General features: G+C 52.1%; 21 protein-coding genes. 9 read left to right on the top strand and 12 right to left on the bottom strand.

What is annotated here, in order from left to right; all coding sequences use genetic code 11:
* Position 1 precedes the first annotated feature (1 nt).
* From I7X13_RS20310 to I7X13_RS20280, 7 genes are all read left to right on the top strand, one after another.
* A complete protein-coding gene (locus I7X13_RS20310; protein ID WP_198076885.1) occupies positions 2–292 on the top strand; it encodes a hypothetical protein in 291 nt (96 codons plus the stop codon).
* Between the two features lie 9 nt (positions 293–301).
* Positions 302–637 carry a hypothetical protein gene (locus I7X13_RS20305; RefSeq protein ID WP_198076884.1) on the top strand — a complete coding sequence of 112 codons (336 nt, stop codon included), beginning with the start codon at positions 302–304 and terminating at the stop codon, positions 635–637.
* A gap of 28 nt (positions 638–665) precedes the next feature.
* The gene (locus I7X13_RS20300) at positions 666–1,001 is read left to right on the top strand and encodes a hypothetical protein (protein WP_198076883.1); all 336 of its coding nucleotides are present in this window, start codon (positions 666–668) and stop codon (positions 999–1,001) included.
* On the top strand, positions 965–1,567 hold the full coding sequence (locus tag I7X13_RS20295; protein WP_198076882.1) for a hypothetical protein: 603 nt from the start codon (positions 965–967) through the stop codon (positions 1,565–1,567). The genes I7X13_RS20300 and I7X13_RS20295 overlap by 37 nt, the downstream gene beginning before the upstream one ends.
* A gap of 83 nt (positions 1,568–1,650) precedes the next feature.
* Entirely contained in the window at positions 1,651–1,938 is a 288-nt protein-coding gene (locus I7X13_RS20290) for a hypothetical protein (protein WP_213019121.1), read from the top strand.
* Between the two features lie 151 nt (positions 1,939–2,089).
* Positions 2,090–4,414 carry a type I DNA topoisomerase gene (gene topA, locus I7X13_RS20285; protein WP_198076880.1) on the top strand — a complete coding sequence of 775 codons (2,325 nt, stop codon included), beginning with the start codon at positions 2,090–2,092 and terminating at the stop codon, positions 4,412–4,414.
* Positions 4,384–4,773, top strand: a complete 390-nt coding sequence (locus I7X13_RS20280) for a hypothetical protein (RefSeq protein ID WP_198076879.1) — start codon at positions 4,384–4,386, stop codon at positions 4,771–4,773. Before topA ends, I7X13_RS20280 begins: the two co-directional genes overlap by 31 nt.
* Before the next feature lies 1 nt (position 4,774).
* Here I7X13_RS20280 and brxL read toward each other — a convergent pair whose 3' ends face one another.
* The 9 genes from brxL to I7X13_RS20235 are packed head-to-tail and all read right to left on the bottom strand — an operon-like array spanning position 4,775 to position 20,608.
* Positions 4,775–6,268, bottom strand: a complete 1,494-nt coding sequence (gene brxL / locus I7X13_RS20275) for a BREX system Lon protease-like protein BrxL (protein WP_198076878.1) — start codon at positions 6,266–6,268, stop codon at positions 4,775–4,777.
* A gap of 3 nt (positions 6,269–6,271) precedes the next feature.
* Positions 6,272–8,608 (bottom strand): hypothetical protein, encoded by a 2,337-nt coding sequence (locus I7X13_RS20270; RefSeq protein ID WP_198076877.1) that lies wholly within the window; start codon positions 8,606–8,608, stop codon positions 6,272–6,274.
* Positions 8,605–13,266: a hypothetical protein gene (locus I7X13_RS20265; RefSeq protein ID WP_198076876.1), complete on the bottom strand. Its 4,662-nt coding sequence runs from the start codon at positions 13,264–13,266 to the stop codon at positions 8,605–8,607. Before I7X13_RS20265 ends, I7X13_RS20270 begins: the two co-directional genes overlap by 4 nt.
* 3 nt (positions 13,267–13,269) lie before the next feature.
* Positions 13,270–13,704, bottom strand: a complete 435-nt coding sequence (locus I7X13_RS20260; RefSeq protein ID WP_198076875.1) for a hypothetical protein — start codon at positions 13,702–13,704, stop codon at positions 13,270–13,272.
* The gene (locus I7X13_RS20255; RefSeq protein ID WP_198076874.1) at positions 13,691–14,494 is read right to left on the bottom strand and encodes a hypothetical protein; all 804 of its coding nucleotides are present in this window, start codon (positions 14,492–14,494) and stop codon (positions 13,691–13,693) included. Before I7X13_RS20255 ends, I7X13_RS20260 begins: the two co-directional genes overlap by 14 nt.
* A 3-nt stretch (positions 14,495–14,497) precedes the next feature.
* Positions 14,498–15,364 (bottom strand): GIY-YIG nuclease family protein, encoded by an 867-nt coding sequence (locus I7X13_RS20250; protein WP_198076873.1) that lies wholly within the window; start codon positions 15,362–15,364, stop codon positions 14,498–14,500.
* 3 nt (positions 15,365–15,367) lie between these two features.
* Positions 15,368–16,477, bottom strand: coding sequence for a phosphoadenosine phosphosulfate reductase family protein (locus tag I7X13_RS20245; RefSeq protein WP_198076872.1), 1,110 nt, complete (start codon positions 16,475–16,477; stop codon positions 15,368–15,370).
* The gene (locus tag I7X13_RS20240; protein ID WP_198076871.1) at positions 16,474–19,689 is read right to left on the bottom strand and encodes a hypothetical protein; all 3,216 of its coding nucleotides are present in this window, start codon (positions 19,687–19,689) and stop codon (positions 16,474–16,476) included. Before I7X13_RS20240 ends, I7X13_RS20245 begins: the two co-directional genes overlap by 4 nt.
* Positions 19,682–20,608 carry a DUF4007 family protein gene (locus I7X13_RS20235; RefSeq protein ID WP_198076870.1) on the bottom strand — a complete coding sequence of 309 codons (927 nt, stop codon included), beginning with the start codon at positions 20,606–20,608 and terminating at the stop codon, positions 19,682–19,684. The genes I7X13_RS20240 and I7X13_RS20235 overlap by 8 nt, the downstream gene beginning before the upstream one ends.
* A 509-nt stretch (positions 20,609–21,117) precedes the next feature.
* Between I7X13_RS20235 and I7X13_RS20230 the strand changes: the two genes are divergently transcribed.
* The gene (locus tag I7X13_RS20230) at positions 21,118–22,155 is read left to right on the top strand and encodes a hypothetical protein (protein ID WP_198076869.1); all 1,038 of its coding nucleotides are present in this window, start codon (positions 21,118–21,120) and stop codon (positions 22,153–22,155) included.
* Here the strand turns inward: I7X13_RS20230 and I7X13_RS20225 are convergent.
* The 3 genes from I7X13_RS20225 to I7X13_RS20215 are packed head-to-tail and all read right to left on the bottom strand — an operon-like array spanning position 22,152 to position 23,932.
* A complete protein-coding gene (locus I7X13_RS20225; protein ID WP_198076868.1) occupies positions 22,152–22,532 on the bottom strand; it encodes a hypothetical protein in 381 nt (126 codons plus the stop codon). The two genes, I7X13_RS20230 and I7X13_RS20225, sit on opposite strands and share 4 nt — an antisense overlap.
* Positions 22,529–22,900, bottom strand: a complete 372-nt coding sequence (locus I7X13_RS20220) for a hypothetical protein (RefSeq protein ID WP_198076867.1) — start codon at positions 22,898–22,900, stop codon at positions 22,529–22,531. The genes I7X13_RS20225 and I7X13_RS20220 overlap by 4 nt, the downstream gene beginning before the upstream one ends.
* A 24-nt stretch (positions 22,901–22,924) precedes the next feature.
* Positions 22,925–23,932: a site-specific integrase gene (locus I7X13_RS20215; protein ID WP_233454869.1), complete on the bottom strand. Its 1,008-nt coding sequence runs from the start codon at positions 23,930–23,932 to the stop codon at positions 22,925–22,927.
* Between the two features lie 214 nt (positions 23,933–24,146).
* Here I7X13_RS20215 and I7X13_RS20210 point away from each other — a divergent pair, with 214 nt between their 5' ends.
* Positions 24,147–25,073: a toxin-antitoxin system YwqK family antitoxin gene (locus I7X13_RS20210; RefSeq protein ID WP_198076866.1), complete on the top strand. Its 927-nt coding sequence runs from the start codon at positions 24,147–24,149 to the stop codon at positions 25,071–25,073.
* The last annotated feature ends 193 nt before the right edge of the window (positions 25,074–25,266 follow it).

Genomic DNA, 25,266 nt, shown 5'->3' with positions numbered 1-25,266 from the left:
GATGCAAGCCAGCGAAGCCCCCACCATCATCCATCCGGGCTGGAACCAGTACCGCCGCCGGGTTATCGCCGCCATTACCGACGTGGAAATGCTGATGCAGCAGCTGGGCAAAGGCTTGGACAGCAACGGCCTGACCGCCGAAGTGGCCCAACGGCTCGGGCTGCGCATCGATACCCAGGCCGATTTCGACGTGCTCAGTGCCCTAGTGCGGGCCGTGCGCCCCATCGGCCGCGAAGCGCTGCGGGCCACCCGTGAGGACCAGGGCGGCCAGTTTTCCCTCCTGCTTCTTTAACCCCAATGCTTGCCCCAGGCCCAGGATTTAGTTGTTGGCGATGCCGTGTATTACGCCCGGGAGCGGGCGGTAGGCCTGATTTACACCACCTACGAGCGGGGCCGCCACGAGCGCCCGGGTGTGCAGCTGCTACTCAGTGACGGCCGCGACCTGAGCGGCTTCAGCGCCGAGGAGGCCGACCGGTTTTTGCAGCCTTTAGGCGATACGGGCCTGCGCTACGAGTTTGCCAACGTGGGTCAGCTGGCCCGTGACTACCAGCGCGGCGTGTTCGGCCAAGCCTTCCACAACGCTCAGGTGCTGTTGCTCGCCCGGGAGCTGGCCAAGCCCGGCCCGCCCACGAAGTAGTCATTCTCTCCCTTTTGTTCTTTTTGCCATGCCCCCTACTGCTCAATACCCCCTGAATAGCCCCATTTTCGCCCCGCAGCTGGCCTATCTGGCCGTTGAGCAACAACCGGCCGATTCCACCGAAGCGCAGCGCCTGGAGCAGCTGCGGCAGCTTATCGAGGCTGCCCCCGATACAGCCGACCTGCGCGGGTTCGCCGAGCCCGCCCGCCAGTTGCTAGGGCCCGGCTACCAGGTGCACTGCGGCAGCTCGCACATCTGGATAAAGCGCGACGACCAGCCCGAGCGCCTGGCCATCGTGGCCGACCGCCACACCACCGCCTACCGCGAATGGAACAGCCCGCAACAGGCCCCGAGGCCGGAATAGCCACTTATAAAAAGTGGTTTTTCAGTTCCGGCTTTGCCTTAACTTGCCTCTCCAACCCTGACTACGCCCCCATGTACAACTTTCAGAGCCTCACGAAAAAGGACTGGGTCGCCGACTACGGCTTCCGCAAAGCGCTCGCAGCCGAACCCGGCACAATGAAGTTTGGCGGGCAGGCCATGGGGACCGGCCGCCGGGACATCGTGGAATACTGGCAGCGAGAGAAAAGCCACTACCGGCTCTGGGAGCTGCTGCTTTACATGGGCAGCCACACCGTACCGCAGACGGTGGCCTACTTCGACCTGCCAGCCGACTCGGACGAGTTCCTGCGCTGGGTGTACAACGAGGTTTCCCACGAGCAGCGTGAGCAGGTGGAGGAAATGGTGCAGGGCTTCGCCAGCGGCTTCGACCAGATGAATTTTTTCCCCTACGCCGAGTTGTACGCTGTCTGGCAGCGGGCCGAGGAGCGCCAGGCCCGCGAGGGCAACGTGCTGGTGTACCTCGACCGCATCACCGAGCCGGACGGGGCGGAGATACTCCGCTACCAGGCACCCAGCTTTTTTGAATAGCCGAACTACGGGGCGACGGGGGCCGTAATGTTGCAAAAATTGACTAATCTTTGCTCGTGTTAGACCTCTTTGCGGCCCCGACTATGCTCAAACCAAGTTCCTATAATTCGCTGGCCGAACTCATTCATGCCCTGGGTATGCGCAGCGACACGGCCCGGCACATCGGCATCTCGCACAACACCCTGAACGTGCGCATGGCCAAGCCCGGCAGCTTTACGCTGGATGAGCTGGTGAAAGTGGCCGAGCTGGCCAAGTCCGACCTACTGACAATGACCAGGCTGGCCCAGAAACAGATGGACAACCCCGTGGAGCCGCCCGCGCCGGCGCTGGGCCGCCCGCGCTTCAAGAAGAACCAGCCAGACGCCAGCTAGCTTTTAGTCAGCAAACGCCTAGCTCAGGCAGCAGCTGTACTACCATTCGTAGCCAGTTTCTGCACTTCACCCGCGACTTTTTACCACTCATCCTTTTTTCTCCAGAAGGCTAATCGGGCTGGGTAGTTTCGCTGCGTACTAGCTACCCAGCATGAAGCTTATTATCGTCGAAAGCCCCAACAAGATTAAGAAAATCAAGGGCTATGCGGGCCCCGATTATGAGGTGGCAGCCTCCGTGGGCCACATTCGGGATTTGCCCGTGGGCGGGGGCGACATTGGGATTGACCGCGAGCACGGCCACGCCCTGAAATACGTCGTCAGCGACGACAAGAAGGCCGTGGTGGCCAACCTGCGCCGCCTGGCCAAAGCCGCCGGCCCCCAGGGCGTGTACCTGGCCACTGACCCCGACCGGGAAGGCGAGGCCATTGCGTTTCACCTCTGCGAAGTGCTGGGCCTCGACCCGCGCACGACCAAGCGTATTGCCTTTCAGGAAATCACTGAGAAGGCCATCAAGGCCGCGCTGGCTGCGCCCACCACGGTGGACCTGCACCTGGTGCACGCCCAGGAGGGCCGCCGGGCCGTGGATAGGCTGGTGGGCTTCACTATTAGTCCAGTGCTGAACCGCAAGCTGGCGGCCGGCCTCTCGGCAGGCCGGGTGCAGTCGGTGGCCGTGCGCCTGGTGGTGGAGCGGGAGCGGCAGATTCAGCAGTTCAGCGACGCATTCACCGTGCCGGTGGTGGCCACGCTGCAAACCAGCCACGGCGAGCAGCTGCGGGCCCGTCGCACGGCCGCGCCCTTCGCCGCGCTCGACCAGGCGCAGGCCTACCTGTCGCAGGTGGGCCGCGGCGCAGGCTTTGGGGTGCTGAGCGTGGAGAAGAAGCCCGTGGAGCGCCAGCCCGCGCCGGCGTTCTCCACCTCGACGCTGCAACAGGAAGGCGTGAAAAAGCTGCGGTTTACTGTGCAGAAGGTATCGGACCTGGCCCAGAAGCTGTTCGAGGGCGGCCACATCACCTATATCCGCACCGACAGCGTGAACCTGGGCAAGGAGGCTACCCAGCAGGCCCAGGCGCAGATTGTGGCGCAGTTCGGGGCCGGCCAGTTTCAGGCCCGTCAGACCAAAAACAAGGACGGCGCGCAGGAAGCCCACGAAGCCATCCGCCCCACGCACTGGGAGCAGGCCCACGCCGGCGACACGCCCGACGAGCAGGCGCTCTACCGGCTGATTTATACCCGCGCCCTGGCCTCGCAGATGCTGGCCGCTCAGTACGACCAGACCACGATAACCCTCGCGCCGGCGGCCGATGCCGCCGACACCTACACCAGCTCCACCCGCGTGCTCACCCGCGCCGGCTACTTGGCCGTGTACCAGGACGTCGAGGAAGAAGGGGAGGAGCCCGTTGACGAGGCAGAAACGACCCTCAAGCATCCGGTGCAGGAGGGCGAGGCGCTGACATTGGTCAAGCTGGAGGCGCGGCAGAGTTTTGCCCGGCCCGCCAAGCGCTACAACGAGGCCACCTTGGTTGCGGATTTGGAAAAGCAGGGCATTGGCCGGCCGAGTACCTACGCGTCCATCCTGCACACGATTTTCGCCCGGAAGTATATCAGCACCGGCAGCGTCGCAGGCAAGAAGCTCACCGCGCAGGTCCTAACTTGGCAGGGTGGCCAGCTGACCACCAGCCAGCGCAGCGAAACGCTGGGCGCGGATAAGGACAAGTTGTTGCCCACGGCCACCGGCACCGAGGTCACGGAGTTTCTGGAGCGCAACTTCCCCAAAGTGATGGATTACAAGTTCACCGCCGGCTGCGAGGCCGTGTTCGACAAGATTGCCCGGGGCCAGCAGACCTACCAGCAGTTCGTGCCGATGTTCGACCAGAACCTGCTGGGCTGGGTGGCCGCCGCCGACCAGCTCACTCCGGACCGGGCCGAGCTGCAGAAGCGCTTCATCGGCCACTTTGAGGGCGCGGAAATGCTGCTGGGCACCGGCAAAAACGGCCCCTATATTCTGCACGCCGAGAAATACTACAACCTTCCCGAGGGCGTCAGCCCCGCGCAATTGAGCGAAGCGCAGGCGCAGGACCTCATCACCCAGCGCCGGGCGTCGACTCCCCGCGAAGTGGGCCTGCACGAGGGCCAGCCAGTGGTGGTAGGCCAGGGGCCAAAAGGCGTGTACCTGAAGTGGCGCGAGCAGTATTTCAACGTGCCGGCCGGCATATCGGCCGCGGCCGTTACCCCGGCGCTGGCCGTCAATTACCTCATCAAAGCCCAGGCGGAGGCCGCCAAAAACGTGCTGGCCACCGTGGGCAAGTACACCATCGGCCGCAACGAATGGGGCCTCTATGTCACCGATGGGGAGGTAAAAGCTAAGTTTAAGCCCGACTGTACGGAGGAGCAGGCCCGGGCTACCACGGCCGAGCAGGCCGCCGAAATGATTAAAAGCTACAAAGCATGGAAGAAGAAAAACGCGGGCCGGAAGTAGCGCCCCTGAGCTTTCCCGACCTGAGCCTGGCCCTGCCCTATCAGGACGCGCTGCTCTACGCCCAAAACAGGTTGAAGATGATTGCTAGGGGCGGGCTGTTACCGTTTTGCGAGGCCCACAAATTTCCCTACACCACCATCATTAATCTGAAAAACGGCAACCTGAAGAAGGAGGAGCCCCGTTTGCTGCACCGCCTGCTGCGCAGCCTCGACGTGCCGAACGAGCTGCTGCAGTTTCCACCAGACAGCCCGAGTCAGCGGTTTCTATTGCCGGATGGCGAGGCGCTGGCCACTTTTCAAATGCAGATGGCTTTTTTCAAATCTGCTTGTTCTACGGGTGCAGTGGTTATGGATACGTAAGCTAGGCTTCCACTTCATTCGTTTCTTCGGACTCTTCTACCGAAACAACCTCGTGGTTCATGGCGGAAGCTGGCACGCGCCGTAGTGTTATTTCATGCCTAGAAAACTCTGGGTCCATGTAAGAAAGCTGCTCACGCAAACGTTGGCGCAGGTTGATGGCAGGTTGCAGGCAGTATACTTCAAATTCCTGGTCCGTAACTGTAGAAAGGTCTGGGAACAAAAGTTTAAGGAAGCCGGCGGATAATTTTAAGATGGCGCGAACGTCGCGAAAATCCTTAGAGTCAATTAAGTGCTGTCTCTCTTCGACAAACTTGTCATACTCTATGCGGAAGCGAAGAGCATGAAATATTTCACCTAGATAATCGGCTTTTAAACCTACGCCTTTCGATAGGGCATCCACTCCCATTCGTGGCAAATGCCAGCCAGGCAGAAGCCCGTGGATACGGTCGAGGAGGGCGGTTTCTTGCAGTATGGTTGGTAAATCACTAAATAAATGCTTGGCGTTAACAGGCATTTTATCCCGGTCAATCTGAACGTTGGCGATAAAAACTGCGCCAGCATCTGCTGATACTGTGAACTTGCCTTTGGAGTATTTGCCTTGCTCCAAGTAGCCCTTTAGCTTGGCCACCGTTTCGTCAGGACTGCTGAAAGAAAGGGATTGTGCTTCGTCAAACACAACGATATCAAACTGAGTAAACAACCCAGGAACCTTTGTATTCTCGTTGTAGAAAAGCACAGCCGGAGAAACAGCACCCCCTTCAATCAGGCGAGAGTAGCGCGAGAACTGGCCAAACAGAAATGATTTGCCAGTTCCTTTCGGAGCTAACTCAAAGAGATTGACCCGCCTTTGCACAAACGGTATTAAGCGAGTGAGCAGTGCCAAGCGGGTTTTATCTTCCGTATATCCTCCTGGCCCTTCAGCATTGTAGCCGAGAGAGTTGATAAGAAGTTGCGTCCACTCCTCTCGGGAGAACAAGTGGCGCTTTTCTACATACTCGTCAACCTCTATTTTGGCAGCCTGCAAGGGCTTAAATTCGCTCAGCCATACTTCTCCGCCCTTATCGGTCCGGCGGTACTGGTAAATGGCTATGCCCCACATGCCCCCTTTCAGCAAGCGGGGATAGCGGCTGAGCAAGTGCTCCTCAATTTGGACTTTCTGGTTACCGAGACTGCCTGATTCTAAAAAGGTCTGGTCTTTAGTTAAGTCTACCCTCGGGCTAACGTATTCGAGTACCGACACATTATCGCCGTTACGAAGGCGCTGTTTGAGGTCCTCGACGTCATCTTTGCTCGGCATGAACTTGCGTACAAAAGCAATTACCTGCTGCTTGACATCCTCATCCCATTCGCCCCCTTTTAGTTGACGGTCAATAAGCCATTCTCCAACGAACACCGGGATGCTTTGCTCATTAAGACCGGAGCCACTATAGAGACTTTTATCAATGCTATCTGACTCGAACACGTCAGTTACTTTTTGGCGGAGCGCGTCGTTCATACTCTACAAAATATCAAAGTCAAAGTCATCCAACTCATTAGCCTGCTGGATAGGCACTGAAACAGAAGCTTGCGTAGTGTAGGGGTCTCCCTGTACCACGTATTCTAGCGAGGCGGTTAGACTTACGGATTTCTCTTTAGGGCGTAGTGATGAAGGCAGCTTTAACTTAGTCTTCAGTGCCACGCTGCTATTTGGTGCTAGCTGTGCTGGAAGAACGAACTCAGTCTTTGAGTCTTCCGCTAATGATAAGCCCCGTAGCTCAACGATAAAGTCATTAGGGTTATGTATGCGGAATTGCACGTCCTTAAGGGTTTTACCCAACTCCAACTCTTTCTTGCCGAAGTAGCTTATAGCTAACTCAGTTACAGTTATCACCCCCATTTCTGCCACTAAAACTGGGACAATGGTTTCTTCTGGCGACAGGCCGCCATGACGGTAGCCGTGGTCATTCCTGCCGAAATACCGGTAACCGCGGGCTGCTACCCAATCATCCTGGTTGTAGGTTATTTCTCTCGTCAAGTGGTAGGTTTCTTCAGCATCAAGGTGCTCATGTTCTAGCTTGCCGACAAGCTTAATACAGCGCTCGTGTGATTCGGCAGCGGCCTCCCTTATCTTCTTATTGCTGATACCCGACTCATTACGCAGACAGCGGGTAGCCCCGTGGTCAGTTGAAATGAGCAGTTTTGTGCGACGGTCAGGATTCGCCCGCATAGCTGCTGCTAGTAATCCGATACGCTTGTCCAACTCGTAGCCGATGTAATCAGCCCGTGTTCCTTCAATCTGATTATCTTCCTTATGCTGGTACTCGTCTAAATCGCGCCAATGCAAGCAGTACAAGTCCGCGTTAGCATCGAGTGTTTCAGCGAAATTTCCAGTTAGATTAGAAAAAGCAACATTCTGATTAGGAAATGCTTGCACTAAGGCTTCTTTGCGTTTCTTAGAATCGGAAATGAATGCAGAAGCGTCTGGCCTAAGCCCATTTAGCAATGCCGGAATACCTATCGCTGTAATAGTAGGTAGGGCAGTTAGCGCATACTCCGTCTTGATTTTGTTCAGGCCATGCTTTTTTAACGCTGCCATTAGAAGTGCGGTGTAAGCATCAGGCAAGCCATCTATTATAAGCCAAATGAGCCGGCTGCCAGGTGAGCTAAGTAACTGCTGGGCTCGTTGCCGAACGTTACTATTTGTTAAAATACGCTCATCATCAATCAGTGTCGAGTAGTTGACAAATAACCAATCGCCATACTGGTTGGAAAATTCCTCAACCCTATCTAGTACTTCGGCCGCCGGGTCTTTCACCTGGTCAAGCCAGAATTTGTAGGGGATAAAACTGGTTGTAGCCCATTTCTGCCAAACCCGTAATTGCTCCAACAATGGTAGGCTGGCTAACGCTTGTTCATCTGGAGGCGTTACAAGTTCGGGATTTACAAGTACCCGAAGCTGTCTATGCAGTTGTGAATCATTTGCTATAATATCCGCATAGCGGGTTTCCAGAGCCGATAGTAGCGCAGCATCAACCTTTATAGCAGCCGAAAGAATAGCTTGTAGCTCGCCACTATAGCGGCCTGGAAGTACCTCTAACGGCGGCACGCCTTTTTTAAGCTCTGCTGTGACACAGTGCTTAACCTTCTTCTCCAACACTGATTCGGCATCCGCAATCTTAAAGGGTGGCTTTGTCCAACTCAATAACTTGAGCTGCTGCAAGTCAGTTATTTGAATCTGATAAGTCCTTTTTAACCAGACAGTATTATCATGCTCCCAATCAGAGGCTAACTCAGTGTTGCCACCAAGATAGATGCCCTCTCCCAAGGTTTTCGCAAAGGCAGCGTCAGCCAGTTTAAGCGGCTCTAAAGCAGTTGGGAGTTGCTCTAGATGCTGGCTCCAGAGTTGGCGTAGGTATCGTTTGTTGTACAGAGTGGGATTCTGAACAACAAACCGTGCCAGCGCATATACGGTAGAGGCATCGGGGGTAACAGGCTGCTTAAATAGCTTACTAAAAAAGTGCTTTGTGATGCCAGCGACAGAAGGCTCAAAATCAATATCAACGAGCAAATTCAACTCTTGCACATCTTGCTCTACAAGGTCAGCTGGCAACGTGACGTTGGGATGCTTCTGATGGAGTAGTGCTAAAGGGGAAACTCGCGCGATTAGAGTCTGAGGCAGGTCACCAAACCATTCAATCCATGGTTTTTGGCGAACAATCACATCTCGATTGCTTTGTCCAGCGCTACGCATAAAGTCAAGTAGTAGGCAGCGAGCCACTACATAACTCGCATCATCCGCCACTTCTAGTGCTTCAGAGGCCGGTTGTAGGCTAAAAGGGTCTAGGTAAATTTTCATAGTACCTGCGCAGCCGGCACCAACTCGTTGATGAGGTCGTTGAGAAGTTTGCGTCGTTGAGTAGAAGTCAAGCCTTTGGTGTCGCAGAATTCTTGAACGAAGCTGCTCAGCTCAGCTCGGGCATCCTCTAGTTTGCGGTCTTCAGGAAAGGTCCACCCTTGAATGGTCACTATCGCTTTATTCCAGCTATTTACGAACTCCTTCTGCTGGTCTTTATCCCAGGTATGATTGTCAACCGGTAGCCCGAGGTCAGCTGCCACTTCTTCGACAAGCTTACCCAGGCTCGCTTTGCTTCTAGCGCGACTGAGCATCAACCTTGCTAAGGAGTCGGTAAGCAATGTATCATCGCCATCTGCTTTAACTGCAAAAGCCTCTTGGCTACGCAGATTGTCATAAAGCCAACTCAAGTACTCTGTTTCGTGCCCGTACTTCTTCTTTCTGTCGACCGCAGCAACAACTTCCAGTAAGGGCCGACGATACTGCTCGACACTACCTTTTAGATTTTCTACTTTCTGTAGAAACTTAGGTAGCTCTTCAGCGCTGATGTCCTTTAGGATTGGTAAGGCCCAGCGCGTGGGCAGCGTCTGAGTAAATAAATTGTAAAGTGAGGTTTCGGAAAGCAACTGATTCAGCAACAATGCGTCATCCGACGTCTTATTGAGCCAGTCTGCTTCCCGTGTGCGAGCGGGCAAGTTGGCGAACCACTCAGATAGAATGCCTTTGTTGAGGACCTCAATGGAGGTTATTTCTGCTAAACCAAACACCTGACCTACTCCGGCAAAGAATTCTTCTTCCGTTACAGGTGGCTGCCAAGCATCTATCAAGGTATAGCACCGTTGGTATTCAGCAGCGACAGCGGATATATGAGTATTGGTCCATTCTTCCCACTTCGTAGGAATAATGCTTGGTAGGTTTCCTTTTTCTATCCAGCGCCTCGGAATAGTATCGAGATATAGAATCGTAGTGGGCGCGGTGGAATCGATATTATCCATCATCCACTTTGCGGCCGTGTCGGAGTAGTTATGATTCTGCTTGAGCTGGCCTAACGAAACCCACCAGGTTTTAAACAATGCCCCAAAAACAGTTTCAGTTGGGCATTCACTAACAGGTACTTCAAATACTTCCCGCGCAATATGTTGCAACACCTTAATGGGGTCGCTAGTGAAGTCTTCGATGGTCGTTTTATAACCCTGAAACTCCTGCACATATTTTGCCTGACGAATATGGAGGTTACCCTCCCAATCGTTCAGGGGGGTATCAGTCAGCTCGGAGAAGTACCAAGACAGAATGTCCTTACTCATCGGGCCATTCTTGATAAGGTTTACCCAAGACGCTATGCGCGGATTAGCATAGGAAGCCATGCGCTGAGCTGCTGACAGGCCCTTAAACCATCGCTGCGTTACGCCAAGGATTTCGTCTTTGCTGATGATGGTTTCTCCAAAAACCTCTTTCGCCAGTAATTGCAGGGTTTCCAAGCGAAACCGCTTATCTGCGTCTAATGGAAACTGCCTGAAGGAGCGTAGCTTGTCGAGGAGCTTAGGTTTATTTGCTGGGTCATCCTCAAAAGCTTCCTGCGAAGCAGCGCCTACCAAGCTGTTCGGTAGTGTTTCCAGGAAAAGTGCTCGTGCTTCTGGCTCTGGGATAGTCGCTTGCCTTCCCAATTCAGCAACAGCCTCGAAAAAGCCCTTCACTTCACCGCCTTGCTGTACTATCAGCGTTTTTTGCAGGGCCGAGAGCTGTATCCCCTGAAGTTGGCGCGCAATTTCCCCAAATGAGTTTGCTGTTTTTTTATCAAATAAGTCCCTCAAATCTTTGAAGTAGCTTTCCTCTTTGGAGGACATATCTACTCGCCGGACTCTAAAATCAACCGGTTTTTTAAACAGTTCTTTGAACAGTTCGGTATTTTTCTCCTTGAACATCCCTCTTTGAAAGAGAGTGATTTGCAGGGAATGAAGGCGTACATAGCACCCGAAGAAAAACTTAATCAGGTGCTCTGACAACCCATAAGGCGCTTGCAACAGCGGAGTGAATAGCTCAGGTGCTGGAGCACCGCTATCCTTCCCTTTCAAAATTTTATCAAAGTGTTTGAAAATGGCTGCTTCAGGAGTACCAGAATCAGGCGAAGTAACATCGCCGTACTGAATACCCTTCTCGCTAGACTTCTGCTTTGATAAGGTAAGCTTCTGAAAGAAATTACGCAGGATGCGCTCTTCTGGGGCATTCCCAGTGCTATCCAGTGGGATTCTGTTGGGTTCAGCATTATAGATGCTGGCAAATGCTCTATCACGGTCGGCAGCGCGCACGGTTCGTTTGACGAACCACAAAGCTTCGTCTTTGATAGCAGGAACCTCCGAGAACCGTTCATCTACTTTCTCTTCAAACCAGCTGTTGAAACCGCGAGTATTTGTAAATTCCCGAGCGGTTTTATCGTCTGCATAAAACCATTCCCAGTTGATTGGCTCGAACAGGCGCTTGATAATATTACGCAGTTCTGCCTCTACGGTGCGTAGCTGCTCGCTTACTTTTTCTTTACGGGCAGGATTGTTAACGATATCGTCGCGCTGCATCGCAATTCGCAACGCCTCATACTTTACCGTCTTCTTCAGTGGCTCAGCAAAGAACAACGGGTCTCGTGGCTGAGCATAAAATACATAAGGTAGGGCGGCTTTATTAGCAACGACTCCTTGGGCAAGCTGTTTGACAGCATCAGGATTATCAGCTATCAACGGAAAGACATAGCCCGTTGTCGACCAGTTTTCAGCTTGGCCTTTGTAGTATTCTGCCAGCTTTTCTAGTTTCTCTCGTGAATCGGCAGCTTGGTAGATAGGCACTACTTCATACCGCCTTAGTTGGTCAGCCGATTCGAGCGCTAGGCGGGGCTCCAGACTATTCCAAATGCCTATGCAAGTCCCCAGCTTAAAGCCAGCTAGGTTAGCTTCTTCTTCCTTCACTACGTTTCCCACCGATAGGGCACCCGAGGAAGGGAAATCGTATGTATGGTCCGTTGGATTATGCTCTAACCATTCTTTACTCACTAGGCCATCCAGGAGAGCGTTGAATTCAGCGATGCGAGTAGTACGCCAGTTCTGTGCCCAAAATAGCATTTCTCGACGCGGTGCTAAACGCTTATCGCGCACGGCTTTCATTATGAGAACATTGCGAAGTAAACGTTCTGCATCAATTTCTCCGGTTACTTTGGCAGCAGCATTTTTATAATCATCGAGCAGATTGATGCCAAACTTGACTTCCTTTAGGTTGGCCTCAAAAAAGTCAAATAGCCGGTCAGGCGTGAATAGGGTCGGCCTTCCACTATCGTCGATTAATGGCTGATTCGTCAGGAAATGCTGTAAGCCACCTATCTCAAGCTGACTAGGGCTGAGGAAATTGAACATAGTCCGCGTGTTTTGTGCGAACTCATTCGAGAATTTAGGTAGGAGCCGGGCGGTAAGTGGGTGGAGCGGGAACAGGTTTTCGACCACGTTGTGGCCTATCCATTCAGCAGTTTGCTTACCATATAGCCCTTGTTTACGCACCGAATCAACTGCATCACTCGCGTAATCATCCGCTTTAAGCAGCGCATCTAACTGGGGCTTTGTATCAGCTGGCCGAATGAAAACCGTTCCCATTATCTCGGTGGCATCGGTGATTTCTACATCATCAGATGAGCCATCCAACGTGTCTTTCGTAGCACCAAGCAAATGAGTGTCGAATCGACCGATAATCTTGCTTATATCCTGTTTTTTGTCTTCTTGCAGAGAAGAAGGGTTTTGGTGGGTAGCGGCCAGAAACAGAATGTTTGCTCCGTTCCCACCACGTTTCACTCCTTCTACAAACTTCTGCACCGCTAGGCCAGACCCCTCTGGCGAGTTTATCATTCGGTTTAGCATATCGCCAAACTCATCGTAGAGCACTACGATGCCCCGATAGCCATGAGGAGCAATGCTTTTGGCAGTATCCGCATACACAGTGTACACGTCAGCCATGTCAGACTCATCAAATGAGTTATGGACAATCTCCCGGAAGTAGGTTTTAAAGGATTGGTAAGTGGGCGCATCTAACTCGCGAAGGAGCCCAATAAAATCCTCGATTCGAATGCCGCTAAGCTTTTGAGAGAATTGCTCATATACTGCTTTATTGGAAACGGCCCAGCCTTCCAGCACCTCAGCAGCACGCTGGTATATAGTGGGTGGCCGAGTAAGGCCTTGCTTATCCAAGGCCGCAATCAAGCCTTTCAGTAGAGCGTGCCGAAAGTTGGTTTCTCCATAATTGGGGATGACAACCAAAAATCTATCATCGCGCTCAGTCAGGGCCGTCAGCTTTGCAGTTAAGCCATCCTTGATTTGGGCTTCTTTGTCTGCAATTTTGTGCAGAAAAGTAGCCAATACCTCGGCGTTATTATTGCCCAGCAAGTGGGCCAACATAAGCAGTAGATACGACTTGCCAGTACCATATGATGCCTGAATAAGGTGCACCTTATGGTCAGTACCTGGCGAAATCGTGTCCAGAATTGCCTTCATCACGCGCCTCGAACTGCGATTGGGCAGGTAGCCTTCAATCTTTTGGTCGGGAGCGGTGAGGTTATAGCAAAAATCCGTCGATAAGTCAATCTCAGCGGAAAAAGCCGTGGAGAGTTGAATTAAACTGCTTAGCGTAGTCATATGTCATGCAAAATACTGGTTATCGGCCAAATTGAGCGTATGCTGAGGGGTGGACGGCGACTGGTTATATACAGCGTCGAACGAAGAGAAGACCCGCGCTGAGTACAGTAAAAACACAATTGGTTGCCTTGGCTCCATCACTACTAGCTTTTGAACAAGCTGTTTCAGATAGCCGGGGTCGTTTAACCGTGGCGCAACATACATTTCCAAGTTCAAAAAAAGGCAGGGCGCACCACCGGCCAGCAGCTTGACTTTGTCTAGCAATTGGTCATCCGTTAATAGTACCCTTCCATTATGGAGTGCCGAACCGTCGACCACTGCAAAGCCACTCTCTTTACTTTGCTCAATAACAGCCTCAAAAAGGCCATCCGCTAGAATGGCCCCAGTGCGTTTTCGTGCCCGCCGAATAGTAGTTAGCAACTCCTCAGTTCTCTGCATAGTACTGTTCGACTAATGCGAGCGGGGAGCCAACGTAGGGTAGTTCTATCATGTTCAGGTTAGCAGACTGTATCCGTTTGACCAACCCAAGATTGGACAAGTCATTTAGCCGATTCTCTAAGCTACTGGGACTATAGCCAAAAAATTGCCCTATGTTACCAGGCTCAATCAGTAGTTCGTTAATAGTGATGGATTGCCTGCCATTTCGAGTGTCGTAGAGTATATAAGCCAACAGTAAAGGATGAACACCATATGGGTCTGTGCGGCGCACCATACCGTCAGCAACAGTAAGTAAACTTAGTGCGCGGAAAGCGCCTTCGTCCACCAATGCGTCAAAAGTTCTGTTAGCTAAGCCTGGTATGGTGTCCTTATAGTCCGTCTTGAATCCATTCAAATCTGCCCAGTTGACAAAGTCAATTTCAACTTGCTTTCTAGCTGATGAGGTCTCATTGTGGTAAAGCACAAAGTGAAGCAGCGGATTACCAGAAGCCTTAGACCAGTTATAAAGCATCACCCATTGAGTGAAGGACTCAACAAAGCGCTTATCGTTAGCATAAATAATCCGTCCAAGGTCGGTCGGCTTATATACGCCGGGGGCTAAAAGACCAAAATCTCGAAGATAGTACCTAAAATTTTCGGCTTTATTCTTTCCAACGCCAGATAGCCTTATGATTTCCTTATAACTGGTATCTGTATTATTGTAAAGCGTATTTAAAAAGTCGGAAAGGTCTCTCAAAACTACCTTGAAACCACCATACTGGATTAGCGAAGATTGCAGCGTTGATTCCATATGCTATGTGTCAATCCTTTTGTTAGCCAAAATGTAATCTGAGACTTTCATAGAAGGCACATTTTTGACATTGTCAAAAAAGGAAGCGAAAATCCTAATAATTAGGCGTTCTATGGCAACCCTTTGCTGTTTAGTAAGCCCAGCTGGCAGGGTATCAAAACGATAAAAATCCCAGTCTTCTATCTCCTCGCGATTTTGTCGAATCCTTCGAATAAGGCTCTCAGCTTCACCGATGTAAATCTTTTTGCTTTGAGTATCAATCAGATTGTAGATGACATTCACTGCTTCAATCTGACTTGGAAGCTCTTCGCGACCCCTCCAATTGCCTTTTACAAACCGAAAAGCCTCTTTATCATTCAGGCTATCATCAATTTTCTGCAGTGTATGTGATTTGATGAGTTCTTGGAATAACTCAATGTAAATCGGTTTCTGCTTATAGTGACATTTAAACCAGAATGTCTTCATGCTTGCATCAAATTCGATGTCTAGAAACTCCCAAAATGGTATTTCCTGCTCAATGTCTTGCGAGTCATATTGGGTCTTTCCTTTGCGTAGGTCTTGTTCGATACTACGCATGTAGCTCATGACAAAGACGTCTTTTAAAGCGTTGCCTAATTCCTTGGGAAAGAAAAGACGGTAAATCGTTTTCGAAGGAGAGTAAAGAATTCTACCCTTGAACTCACGATTTTCATACATTATCCGCACATGGCCATCAACATTGTCTTTGCTTCGGCAGAGACTAAACAGGGTTTCTATCTCCCAAACCTTCCATAAAAACTTTGGAATAGGAGTATAAGCCTGTTTAAAAACAGCTGCGTCAACCTTTTTACGCCAGAGCGGAAAATCAATGTCAGACCGTTCGTGCCTCATAAGCTATATAAAGCACGCAGCACAGCCTTCCTCTTCGTTCGAATCGTCTAGAATATCCAGTAGAAACATAGAGTGAGTAGTAAGCTTTTTTGCGGCCTCACGCTTAATGTAATCTGCCTTAATTTGTTGGACTCGCTCAGGTTGCATAAGCTCCGTTAACGTTTCGCGCTCATTCCAGGCATAGCCTTCTTTTTCATAAGCTATAGCTTTGGTATAAAGCTCTGGGTGTTGCTCAAGGAGCCATACCCACTCTATTTTTTGCTGGAAGAAACAGAAGTAGCACCCTGAGCGGCTGCGAGAATAATGGCCAACTTGACCATTTACTTCAAATTCCATCTCTTCGTAATACTTCGGGACGCCCACCCCGCTATTGCGTAGAATGCTGAATATGTCCTTTTTAACTAGGACATCCTTGTTTTCAACAAGTGGAAAAGAAGAAAGCTGCGCTAGTGGATAACTAGTTGATTGCAAAAACCTAAACACCAGATTGTTAAAAGACTTGACGTCGGCGTTTAGTAGCAGCGACGCTTTGCGGTTTTGTGGAAATTTTGGAGATATTGGTAAGTCTATCAAAGAAATAAACTCATCATCAACCTCAACAACTCCTTCACTTATCCAGCTCTGAATCATCGGTATTGATGAGTTGCTTAAAAACTTTGCCACTACATCTTCACTCCAAATATTCTGCCTGAAAGGGAAGATGGATTGGATATTAGATTTCTTTGAAATGTATCCTTCCCGTTCCTCATCGCCGCGAATACCGACATATGATATCACCAAGTCGTTGCCAATGAACCTCTCGAAGGGCTCTAGCTTCAGCTTCTTCGTACACCACCTTGCCTGTGAAGAGGGTAAGTAGCCACTGTATTGCTTTAAAAAGTGGTCAAAAGCCTCATGTTCACTGTTTTCAGCGCCTCTGAGTATGTGAATCTTCTTGCCTAGATAAGACTCTAGGTTGCGAATCAATTCATAAGTCTCTTCGAGTTCCTTCCCAGTATCAGAAGAATAGTACTCAATATCCAACTCCGGATAATTGTCCTTCATGTAGATAGCGAGGGCAGCACTGTCTTTACCTCCGGAGATGCCCAAGACATGTCGTACTTTCTGGCTCATGATTGCAGTAGTTTATTGAGAAGGTTAACCACGATAGCTAAATTAACTTGCTTTCCATGGTTCATAAGATTGAGACGAAGGAGAAGCGCGTCGGTATCCTTCTTAACAATTTGCTCCTTGGCTTTGGGCAGTCTGATAAGGGCTTTTTGCACTTCCGTACCAAAAGCGCTAAGCTCGATGGATGTAGCAGATTCTTTCTTCGCGTCAATGTTGCTGGCTGATAGGCTAGTTAGACTGTCCAGGTCAAGCAGCATTCGCTGAAATTTATCGTACAGTACCGATTCATCATCATCGCTGATGACATCCAGCGATTTGCCAACTACAGCTTGTGCCATGGCACTGAGCCAGGCGTCGCGGTCGGTGCTAGCCGAGTTAAGCCGCTGCACGAAAACTCGCTGGTTGGCCATCAGCATAGGCTGACTGAGCTTTTTAAAGCGTTTCTGCAATACAGACTTATACTCAGTAAACGGAATAGCTTGACCTACTACTTCTACTTGGATAAAGCTCTCAAAGCGATTCAGTAGCTCAGGGTAGGCATGGCGAATGCTACGAATAGCATCCTCAATTTTTTGAATATACTCTGATAACGACTCCGGCGAACTGAGTAGGGCATTTAGGGTGTAACCCAGTGCCGAAGGAAATTCATCAAAGAATGTTTTCTCAGGGTCTGTGGAAGTAACAATTGCTTTTCTTAGCGCAAGAACTTCCTTATCAAGACGCTGGGTATTCTTGGCGTAGGCAGGAAGCTGACGGTGAAAAGACAAGAATGGTCGAATTGTCTCAACAAACGTCTGGTTATCAACGAACAATCGGTCTTGTTGCTGGAGAAATGTGCGGTAGCTATTGAGTAAGTCCAGCTTAACGCCTTCGATGTCAAAGGTTTTTACCTCATAGTCGGACGGGTATTTGACAACTAGGTCAAGTATTTCATCCGATAGCTGAGGAATGTAGCCCTTGTCCCCAAACATACCGTAGTCATCCCGCTTAAGGAAAAGGAAAGTGGGTATCCAAAAATCTAAAAAGCCCTGCTTAAGCTTAAACGGTGCCGCTGCCAACTTTTCGTATAAGCCTGCTACAGACCGACGACGCTCCTTTGCACTCTGCAAGAACTGCTCTGACACCTCCCACAGCTGCTTGAAGCGATTAGGGTCGGGGTGCTGCTCATTACGACTTCCAAAACTGGTTGAGATTCCATTGGCCTTGAGCAGCGAGAGGTAAATAGTCTTTTCAGGAGGGAATTTGCTTTTCTCAAACCCGAGGTCAGGTTTGTCCCAATCTGTTACCAGCGCTTTAAAGTACTGCCGGCGAGCAGTAAAGATGGAGCTCGAAATAACGTGCCGGTTGACTAGTTCATTCTTGAAAACCGGGGTGCTCGGGTAGACAGTTTGGCAAACCCGAGATAGTAGTTGATTGAAAAGGCGTTGCGAATGAATATCCTTCTGCTCGCCCTGCCATAGCCAGGTAAGATGCGTAGAGCCAACATAAAGATTGCCTAATATGAAGTGGTTGAGCGTTTTGCGCGCAGCTTCAATATTCTCATCCAACAGACGCAACGCGATTTTATCGTCCGCATTATCGGCTTTTACCTGCTCAAGCTTCTGCAGCTCGTAAAGCAAATCGATGATGTCACGGGTGTTTTCGTAGTGCACGAAAATCAGCGCTTGGTCGGTATGTGCCGCCGAGTGAGCCCGTACCTTTTCAGCCGACAAGGCTTCGTTAAAGACCAAATAAATCAGACCGTCTACTTCACCGGTGGGGTGGTCGGCTCGTAGCTCGTCGGTGATAACGAACTTGAACTGGCGTGGCGTACCAAACTCGTAGGTGTAAGCTTTGGCCAATACTGGTGGCAGGTCATCATAACGTTGGAGCAACGCTGCTACAGCATCACTCTTTGCAATCTTCTGTTCAGCCTCAATCAAGGCGGCTTCCACGTCCAGTGTGGTGCCGTTGTTAGGAATGAAGCGTTTAGCGTGTGGCCGATACAGAATGATTTTATGCTTCTTCAGCGCTTCAACTAACTCAGCCGCATTTTCAAGGCCCAGCGCACTCTTAGCGTAGCTCACTAAGAATGCCTGATTCAGATTACTTCCCTGAGCAGCCGTGATGTTAAGCAGCCCAACGGTTTTGAGCAAATGCTGGTAGGCCTCAATGTCTTCCGAAAAAGTCCGCTCAATCTCATCTAATCCATTCCGAATGGCTGACCACGCAGCATAGTCCGGGTTGAATTTTGACTGGAGAAACGAGTAGAAGTTGAAGAATAGATAGTCATAAACCTGCCCGATGTGATAAAACGCCCCAGGCCGGTCACGACGGAACTGTTTCAAACTGGTGTGGTCTGATGCTTCTAGGAAAGAAAAGAGGCTGCGCTCGTTCTGGCCGTAGCGTTGCAAACAAAGCGTAAGTACGTTTGCGGCTAACAGGTCAAGGGGAAACAGGCCCGTCGCTACCTCTGCGGCGTATGCCGGCTTTAAGTCAAAGGCCCGCGTGTCATTAGCAATAAGGACCGTTTGCAAGACAGCCTCTTCCTCATGAGCATCGCGCCTAGTCGCGTCCAGGTGCGTGGCAGCCAAACGAAGTAACTGCTCAATCGGCTCATTGAACGTTATCTCACGAAACCGCCCCTTCACCTTACTCCATTCCTGTCGTTGTGGTACACTTAAGCCAAAAGCATAAGCATCAACGTTCTGGTGCACTGTCGTAATGAGCAGTACATTGTGGCGTGGGTCAGCTGCGAACTCGGCTAGGCTCTGGAAAAAGTAGACTGCGGCCCCAGGGTCATTCGCAGCCGCATGTTCCAGGAATTTGCCAAACTCATCTATCAACACAACCAGACGGCCCTTTTTCAGGATATCCTGGTGCTGATAGTAGAGTGCCGCTAGGATAGCAGTACCCTCGGCTCCTGGCTCCAGGCCATAGCGCTCGGCCATAACGTTAGCCAGGGACTGATATTCACCAATAAAGCGCACGACCTCGGTAGGGCCTGTACCAAAGAGTTTGTCGCGGAAGTAAGGCTTTTGGCCAGTAAGGTTTTGTTCTAAGGCCCACAGAAAAGCACTCTTACCAGTGCCATAGGAGCCAATCAGCGTGAAAGCCCGAATACCAGTCTGGTAGTCGGCCAGCAATTGGGAAACGATGCGCTTAGTATTATCAGTCGGGATGTAGTTCAATGCCCGATTGGCATCCCGCACGATATTGACCGAGGGGCTAAACATGGACTGAGGCATAGTAATTTCTTAAAATCTGGTACTTATCAGCCGGCTTTTCGCGGAATTGTAGCTCGCGTACACCGGCCTGGTCATTATAGGTAAGGAATTCGTGGCTACTGACCAGTTGTTCAATCTTGCGCAACAGACCAGCCCGGTTCATCCCAAACACGGCACATGGCATCCCAGGGTCATTTTCGAGGGTCTCCAAGTTGACCGACATACCGATGCTAGGGGAGTCCAGCAAACAGTAAAGTATCCAGTCGGCTGGCACATCATCGCGGTCTGAAGGCGTAATAACGTAGACTGAAATCTCGCTTTTACCATCCTCGTTTTTTCGCGGGAATGAATGCACTAAGTCTAACTCAGTTAGTATGCCTGAAAAGCTGTCTTCGCGGTCTTTTACCTTTGTACCTCGCTCGGAAGTACCCCGATAATACATTTTCAGAAAAACCCCGAAGTCTTCGCTGATACTTTTGGGACTCACCGTAAAGCTTTCCTCGCGACCTTTCTGCTCGATAAATCTCCCGTAATCCTCACGTGTGAACTCAATCTTACGCTTTCTAAACTCATCAAAAATGAGCCAATAGGTGGAAGCGAACCTAGTACGGACTAATTGATAGTGAAGCAACCACAAGGTGGCATTATCCTCTAAAAACGCATCAAACGGTGCTCCTTCATCATGGTACCCAAATAAAAGGTCAGCTAGTTGAGTAGGCTGGTCGGTTGCTTCGTCCAGTAAGCCAAAGGCCCGTAGCCAATGCTTGATAGCCCTCACCATATTGTTACCAACCCCTAGTATAACGGGTGCGTCATCGGCGCTGAACGTGCGGCCTTCGCGTAAATAATCATAGCCCTTCTTAAGCCATAGCAGCCGGCACTGAAAGCTGTCATGACCACTGAAAGTGTACTTATAGGATTGCAACATATCTCAAAAATGTTCGGCTAACCACCTTCAAAGGGTGCGAAGGCGAGTAAAAGTAGCATCAAAAATGCTATTAATTTTAGCTAAGCCGAATTAGGCAAATAGCTTTAGGATGCGAAAGGAAAAACTAGTGAGCCAAGTTATCAAGGCAGGTGTTCAGTTTGAGACCGCGATTGATTAGGTTTCTAGTAGCATTGGGTATCCCTACCTAGCATCAGTGGCTCTACTGGCCCCGCAGTCTCAACTCCGGTGGTCTGATTAATAAGATTAGAGATGTCATCGGAAGGCATAAGGAGGAAGAAAGAGAGCAGGAATCCACTGCAAAGTACGGGTTTCAAATGCCATTATTACACCGTCATAACACGAGCGCACTAAGTGGAGACTTGAACATGCAGAGCTTCAATAGATAAGCGAAAGCATTGCGAGTTTACAATTGCTTTTCTGCAATCACAAATTTGCAATTGTAAAATCATGATTGTAAATTCACTCGTTCAATATTTGTTCCTTTACCCATGAGCCAGCAAAGCATCAATCTGGAACGGTCCCAAACGTGGGATGCCCTCTGTTTCCCCGTAGCGTCCGTACCATTGGAAACCCTACTTCCGATTGGCTACCGCATCGTGCCCAGCGACCGTAAGCAGGCCATTGTGGGAGAACTGCCGGATGGGACGAAGAACATATTCGCCATGCAGAGCGGTGAGTACAGCCTGATTAAAAACGAGGTCCTGCGCGAGGCCGCTGAGTTGTACCTGCCAGGGCACACCATTGATGCCAGCTTTACGCCACAGGGGGAATTTTCCATCAACTTGATTCTGCCCGACGAAGTCAATATCGCATCGAGCTCGGCGAATACCAAAGTGGTGGACCGGCTTTATAAGTCGATGATTATTAACAACTCTTACTCAGGAAAAACGCCGTTCTCGCTGCAAGGCACGGCGTTAAAGGAACACATTGAGACGGGTACGACCTCGAAAATGCGGGTGAGCTATTACCGGCAGGTGTGCACCAATGGCCTGATGGGCTGGGCCGATGATTACATGAGCTTCGACCAATACTTAACCTGGCTGCTGAACGGCAAACCGAAAAAGTTTAAGGACGCACTTAAAATCAAGGATGCCGAGCTGGCCGTGCTGACGGGCCGCCAGGTGCAGCGCGAGCAGGAAGTGCTGGTGGATAAGAAGTTTCACCACAAAGGCCTCAACCTGGAGGTGTTTAAAAAGCAGCTGGCCAGCATCTTTACCGCCTTCCAGAGCCAAACCAACTCGCTGACTCCGACCATCGGGGTCTACAAGGAGCTAGCCAAACGTCCCACGCCGGAGAACCTGGCTACGGTCATTACCGAGAGCGGCTTGCCGAAAATGCTGGCCCGCAATGCGATGGACCGTCTGGCTGAGGAAATGAGGCTGCTGGAAACGCCCGCTAACCTGTGGCTGGCTTACAATGCCGTGAACCACGCGCTGTTCAACAGCCGTAGCTCGCTTTCCATCAGCGACCGGTTCCGACTGGACGAGGCCGCGTTTCATCAGTTGGCCACGCTGGCCCTGACCTAGCCCACCGGGGGGATGCGCATGGCCGCGTGGTCGTAATAGAGGGTAGCCCAGCCATTAGGGTTGGGGCTACCCTTCGTGCGTTGGTGCAGCACGTCCCAGACTTCGGAGTAGGGAATGCTCACTCGCGTCCAGTCGGCGAGGCGGCGGCCGTCGAGCAGAACATCCAGTCGCAGTTCATCGTCCCCCAACTCAAGGTTGCGCGTCGTTTCCTCGTTGAGCCACATAACGGCCAGCCACCAACGCGCAGGGTCGTCGCCATCTTCGTTGTCTTCGACGTGGTCGTAATAGTTGGCTTTCAGAAAGTAATGGTTCTTGGCGTCGGGCAGGCCGGCGGCCACCGCTTGCAGCGCCGCGGCGAGGGGAGCAGGGCAATTCATGATTCCGTGATTACGCTTTGTTGGTAAGCCCAGTCTTCGGGCAACAGAATGGCCTGCATGAAGGCGGAATAGCCCTGGTCGCGCCGTTCCAGCGCGTGCCGCCGCAACGCCAGGCTACTTTTGCTTTGCTCGAAGCCTTCCTGCTCGACCACGCGCCGCATCTTAGCCGGTAGGCCTTCAAGCCAGTCCAGGTAGTCGGCCTCGGTGATTTCGCCTACGGCCTGCTGCTGGTAGCGGTAGCTGGCATTGCCCAGCCGAAACAGGCGGGCGTGCTCTATCCGCTGCTCTTCCGGCAGGGCAGCTAGAAAGTCCAGCTGCGACTGGTGAAATTTATCAAGCGGGTGCCGGGGCTGAAGCAGGTTTTCCATACCTTATATAATAGGTGCGCCAAGTTACAAACCCAGCGAGTGGGCCGCGTTATAGGCAATGATGTCGTCGAGCCGGGAGTAGCGGCTAATCATGGCGTCGGTTTTCTGCTTTGTCTGGTTTTTGATGAATTCGTTGGACTGCCCGTTGAGCTTGGCCGTGGTGATGAACGAGGCGCGCAGCGAGTGAGCCGAATACTTTTCGCCCAGGTGCTCCTTCACGAGCAGGTTCACGCGCCGGTCCGACAGCCGTCGGCGCGAGGGGGTGCCCGCTTCCCCGGTTTTGCCCCGCGCGAGCGACACGAACACCGGCCCTTCGGTGCGCTCACCCAGCAGCTCCACCCAGGCCTTGTAGGCCCGGATGGGACAGAACAGCGGATTGGAAGCGTAGAAAACGGCTTTTTGCTCCAACTCCCCGGCCTGGTTGGTTTTACTTTTGGGCAGGCTCAAGATGAGGGCCGCATCGGTCAGTTCAATGTGTTCCAGGTTCAGGCCCACCAGCTCGGAGCGGCGAAAGGCCCCGGTGAAACCTATTAAGAGGAGTGCGCGCGCCCGCACGCCTTCCGGGCGGGTCAGGTCCAGTTCGGCAATGCACTTTTTTAGGTGGGCCACCGAGAAAGCCGGGGCCTGCTTCTGCTTTTTGCCCACGGCGCGGGCCACGCCCTTGCGCAGCACGTCCAGCGCCGGCGCGCTGATGGCCGAGGGCAGCCCCAGCAGCTGGTGATTCTTCTCGATGGCGGCTAGGTGCCGGTTGATGGTGGCCAGCTTGCGCGGGATGTCGGCCAGGTGCGCCACGTAGCTGGCGAGCGTGGCCACGGCGGCCGGCCAGGGCGTGAACTCGTGCGCGGCACAGAAGGCTTCGTAGCTGCGCAGGTCGGCCGAGTACGCCAGGCGGGTGTTGTCCGCGCCTTCGAGGCCCAGGGTCAGGTAACGCCCGACGTTGGGTGCCACTTGCCCGGCCAGGTCGTTGGCCAGCGCCAGCGCCGGCAGCTCGCCGGTCACGGCCGGCAGGTTCTTCTTTCCCTTTGGTACCATCTATGTTTTTGCAATTGCAAAATATGAGGCTGCAAGTGCGCGTCAAATGTACGAAAAACTTAGGTCCGATAATTAATGATTATAGAACCTAAGTTCTGAAAATGGGCGAAGACGAACGTGGTTGGAGCAGCCAAAAAATACGAGCACTGCGCTTCGCAAAACTTCACACTATTTTTACCAACCGCATTTCCATTCCGCTGCGCGCTTTTACTGTATGACCAAAAACTACCCGCTGCTTTTTCTACTCCTTATTATAAGCATGCCCGCGCTGGCCCAGCGGCCCAAGCCGGCGGCCGTGAGTTTGCCCCCGGCCGATACGGTCTATTTCGACCGCGACTGGGAACGGACCGAAACGCTGGAAGAGGTTGCCTACGCCCGCATTGCCCACCACGACGCGGCGGGCAAAACGATGGGCACCGTGCGCGACTACTTTTACCCCTCCTGGAAAAAACAATGGGAAGGCAAGCTGGCCGCCGAAAAACCCGACAAGCCCACGGGCCTGTGCTGCGGCTGGCACGAGAACGGCCAGGTCAGTTTTCGGGGTACGTATCTGAACGGCGTGCAGCAGGCCGACTTTCGCAGCTGGCGTGAGGACGGACGGGAAATCAAGTGTGCTTCCCGCCTGGTAGAAGCCCTGCCGCTGAGCAACGCTTCCATTCATTGCAGCAACTGCCTGCACTCCAGCCGCAAGGTGTTTACGGTGGATATTCCGGACGGCACGGTGGGCATCGTTTACAAGCTCGACGTGCGCGACGAGGGCCAGCCGCCGGTGTCGTGGTCCACGGCTTTAGCCATGGCGGCGGTAGTGGGCAGCGGCGGCACGGCGGCCCCGGCCCTGCTGGGCGCAGCCGCTTCCGCCCTCACCAAGCAAGGCAACAATGCCCCGCCCACAGTCAGCACCAAGTGCCACTGGTACATCACCGCCGACCCGGCCGCGGCCAACCAGTTTCTGGCGACGAAGGGTACTATTACGGATATGCAGGCCTGCCTGCGGGCCGCCGCGAATACGCCCCAGGAAACCCGTCCCATTACACTGCCACCGGGCACGCGCCAGCTCTTTGTGTGCGTAAATAACGATAACTACACCACCGACGCAACGGCCACGCTCAGCGTGAGCGCCCTGGTGCAGGCGTGTAAGTAGGGGGCAGAAAACGGAAAATTTAGCAGCGCCTGATTGAAAACACCAAGGCCACCGTTGCCGTTACCAGCACCCCGAACGTCGCCTCAACTTTTGCCGTGACGTTTCGCTGAGTGAACAAGCCGTAAACCTGCCATTTTTGTGGTTGACCGCGTGGCCCGGCTCCGCTTTTTCTGCCTGATTTTTTACTCCGTTG

The organism is Hymenobacter negativus (genome assembly GCF_016056375.1).
In the GTDB taxonomy this organism is placed as follows: domain Bacteria; phylum Bacteroidota; class Bacteroidia; order Cytophagales; family Hymenobacteraceae; genus Hymenobacter; species Hymenobacter negativus_A.
This window is presented reverse-complemented; position numbering and strand designations above follow the sequence as displayed.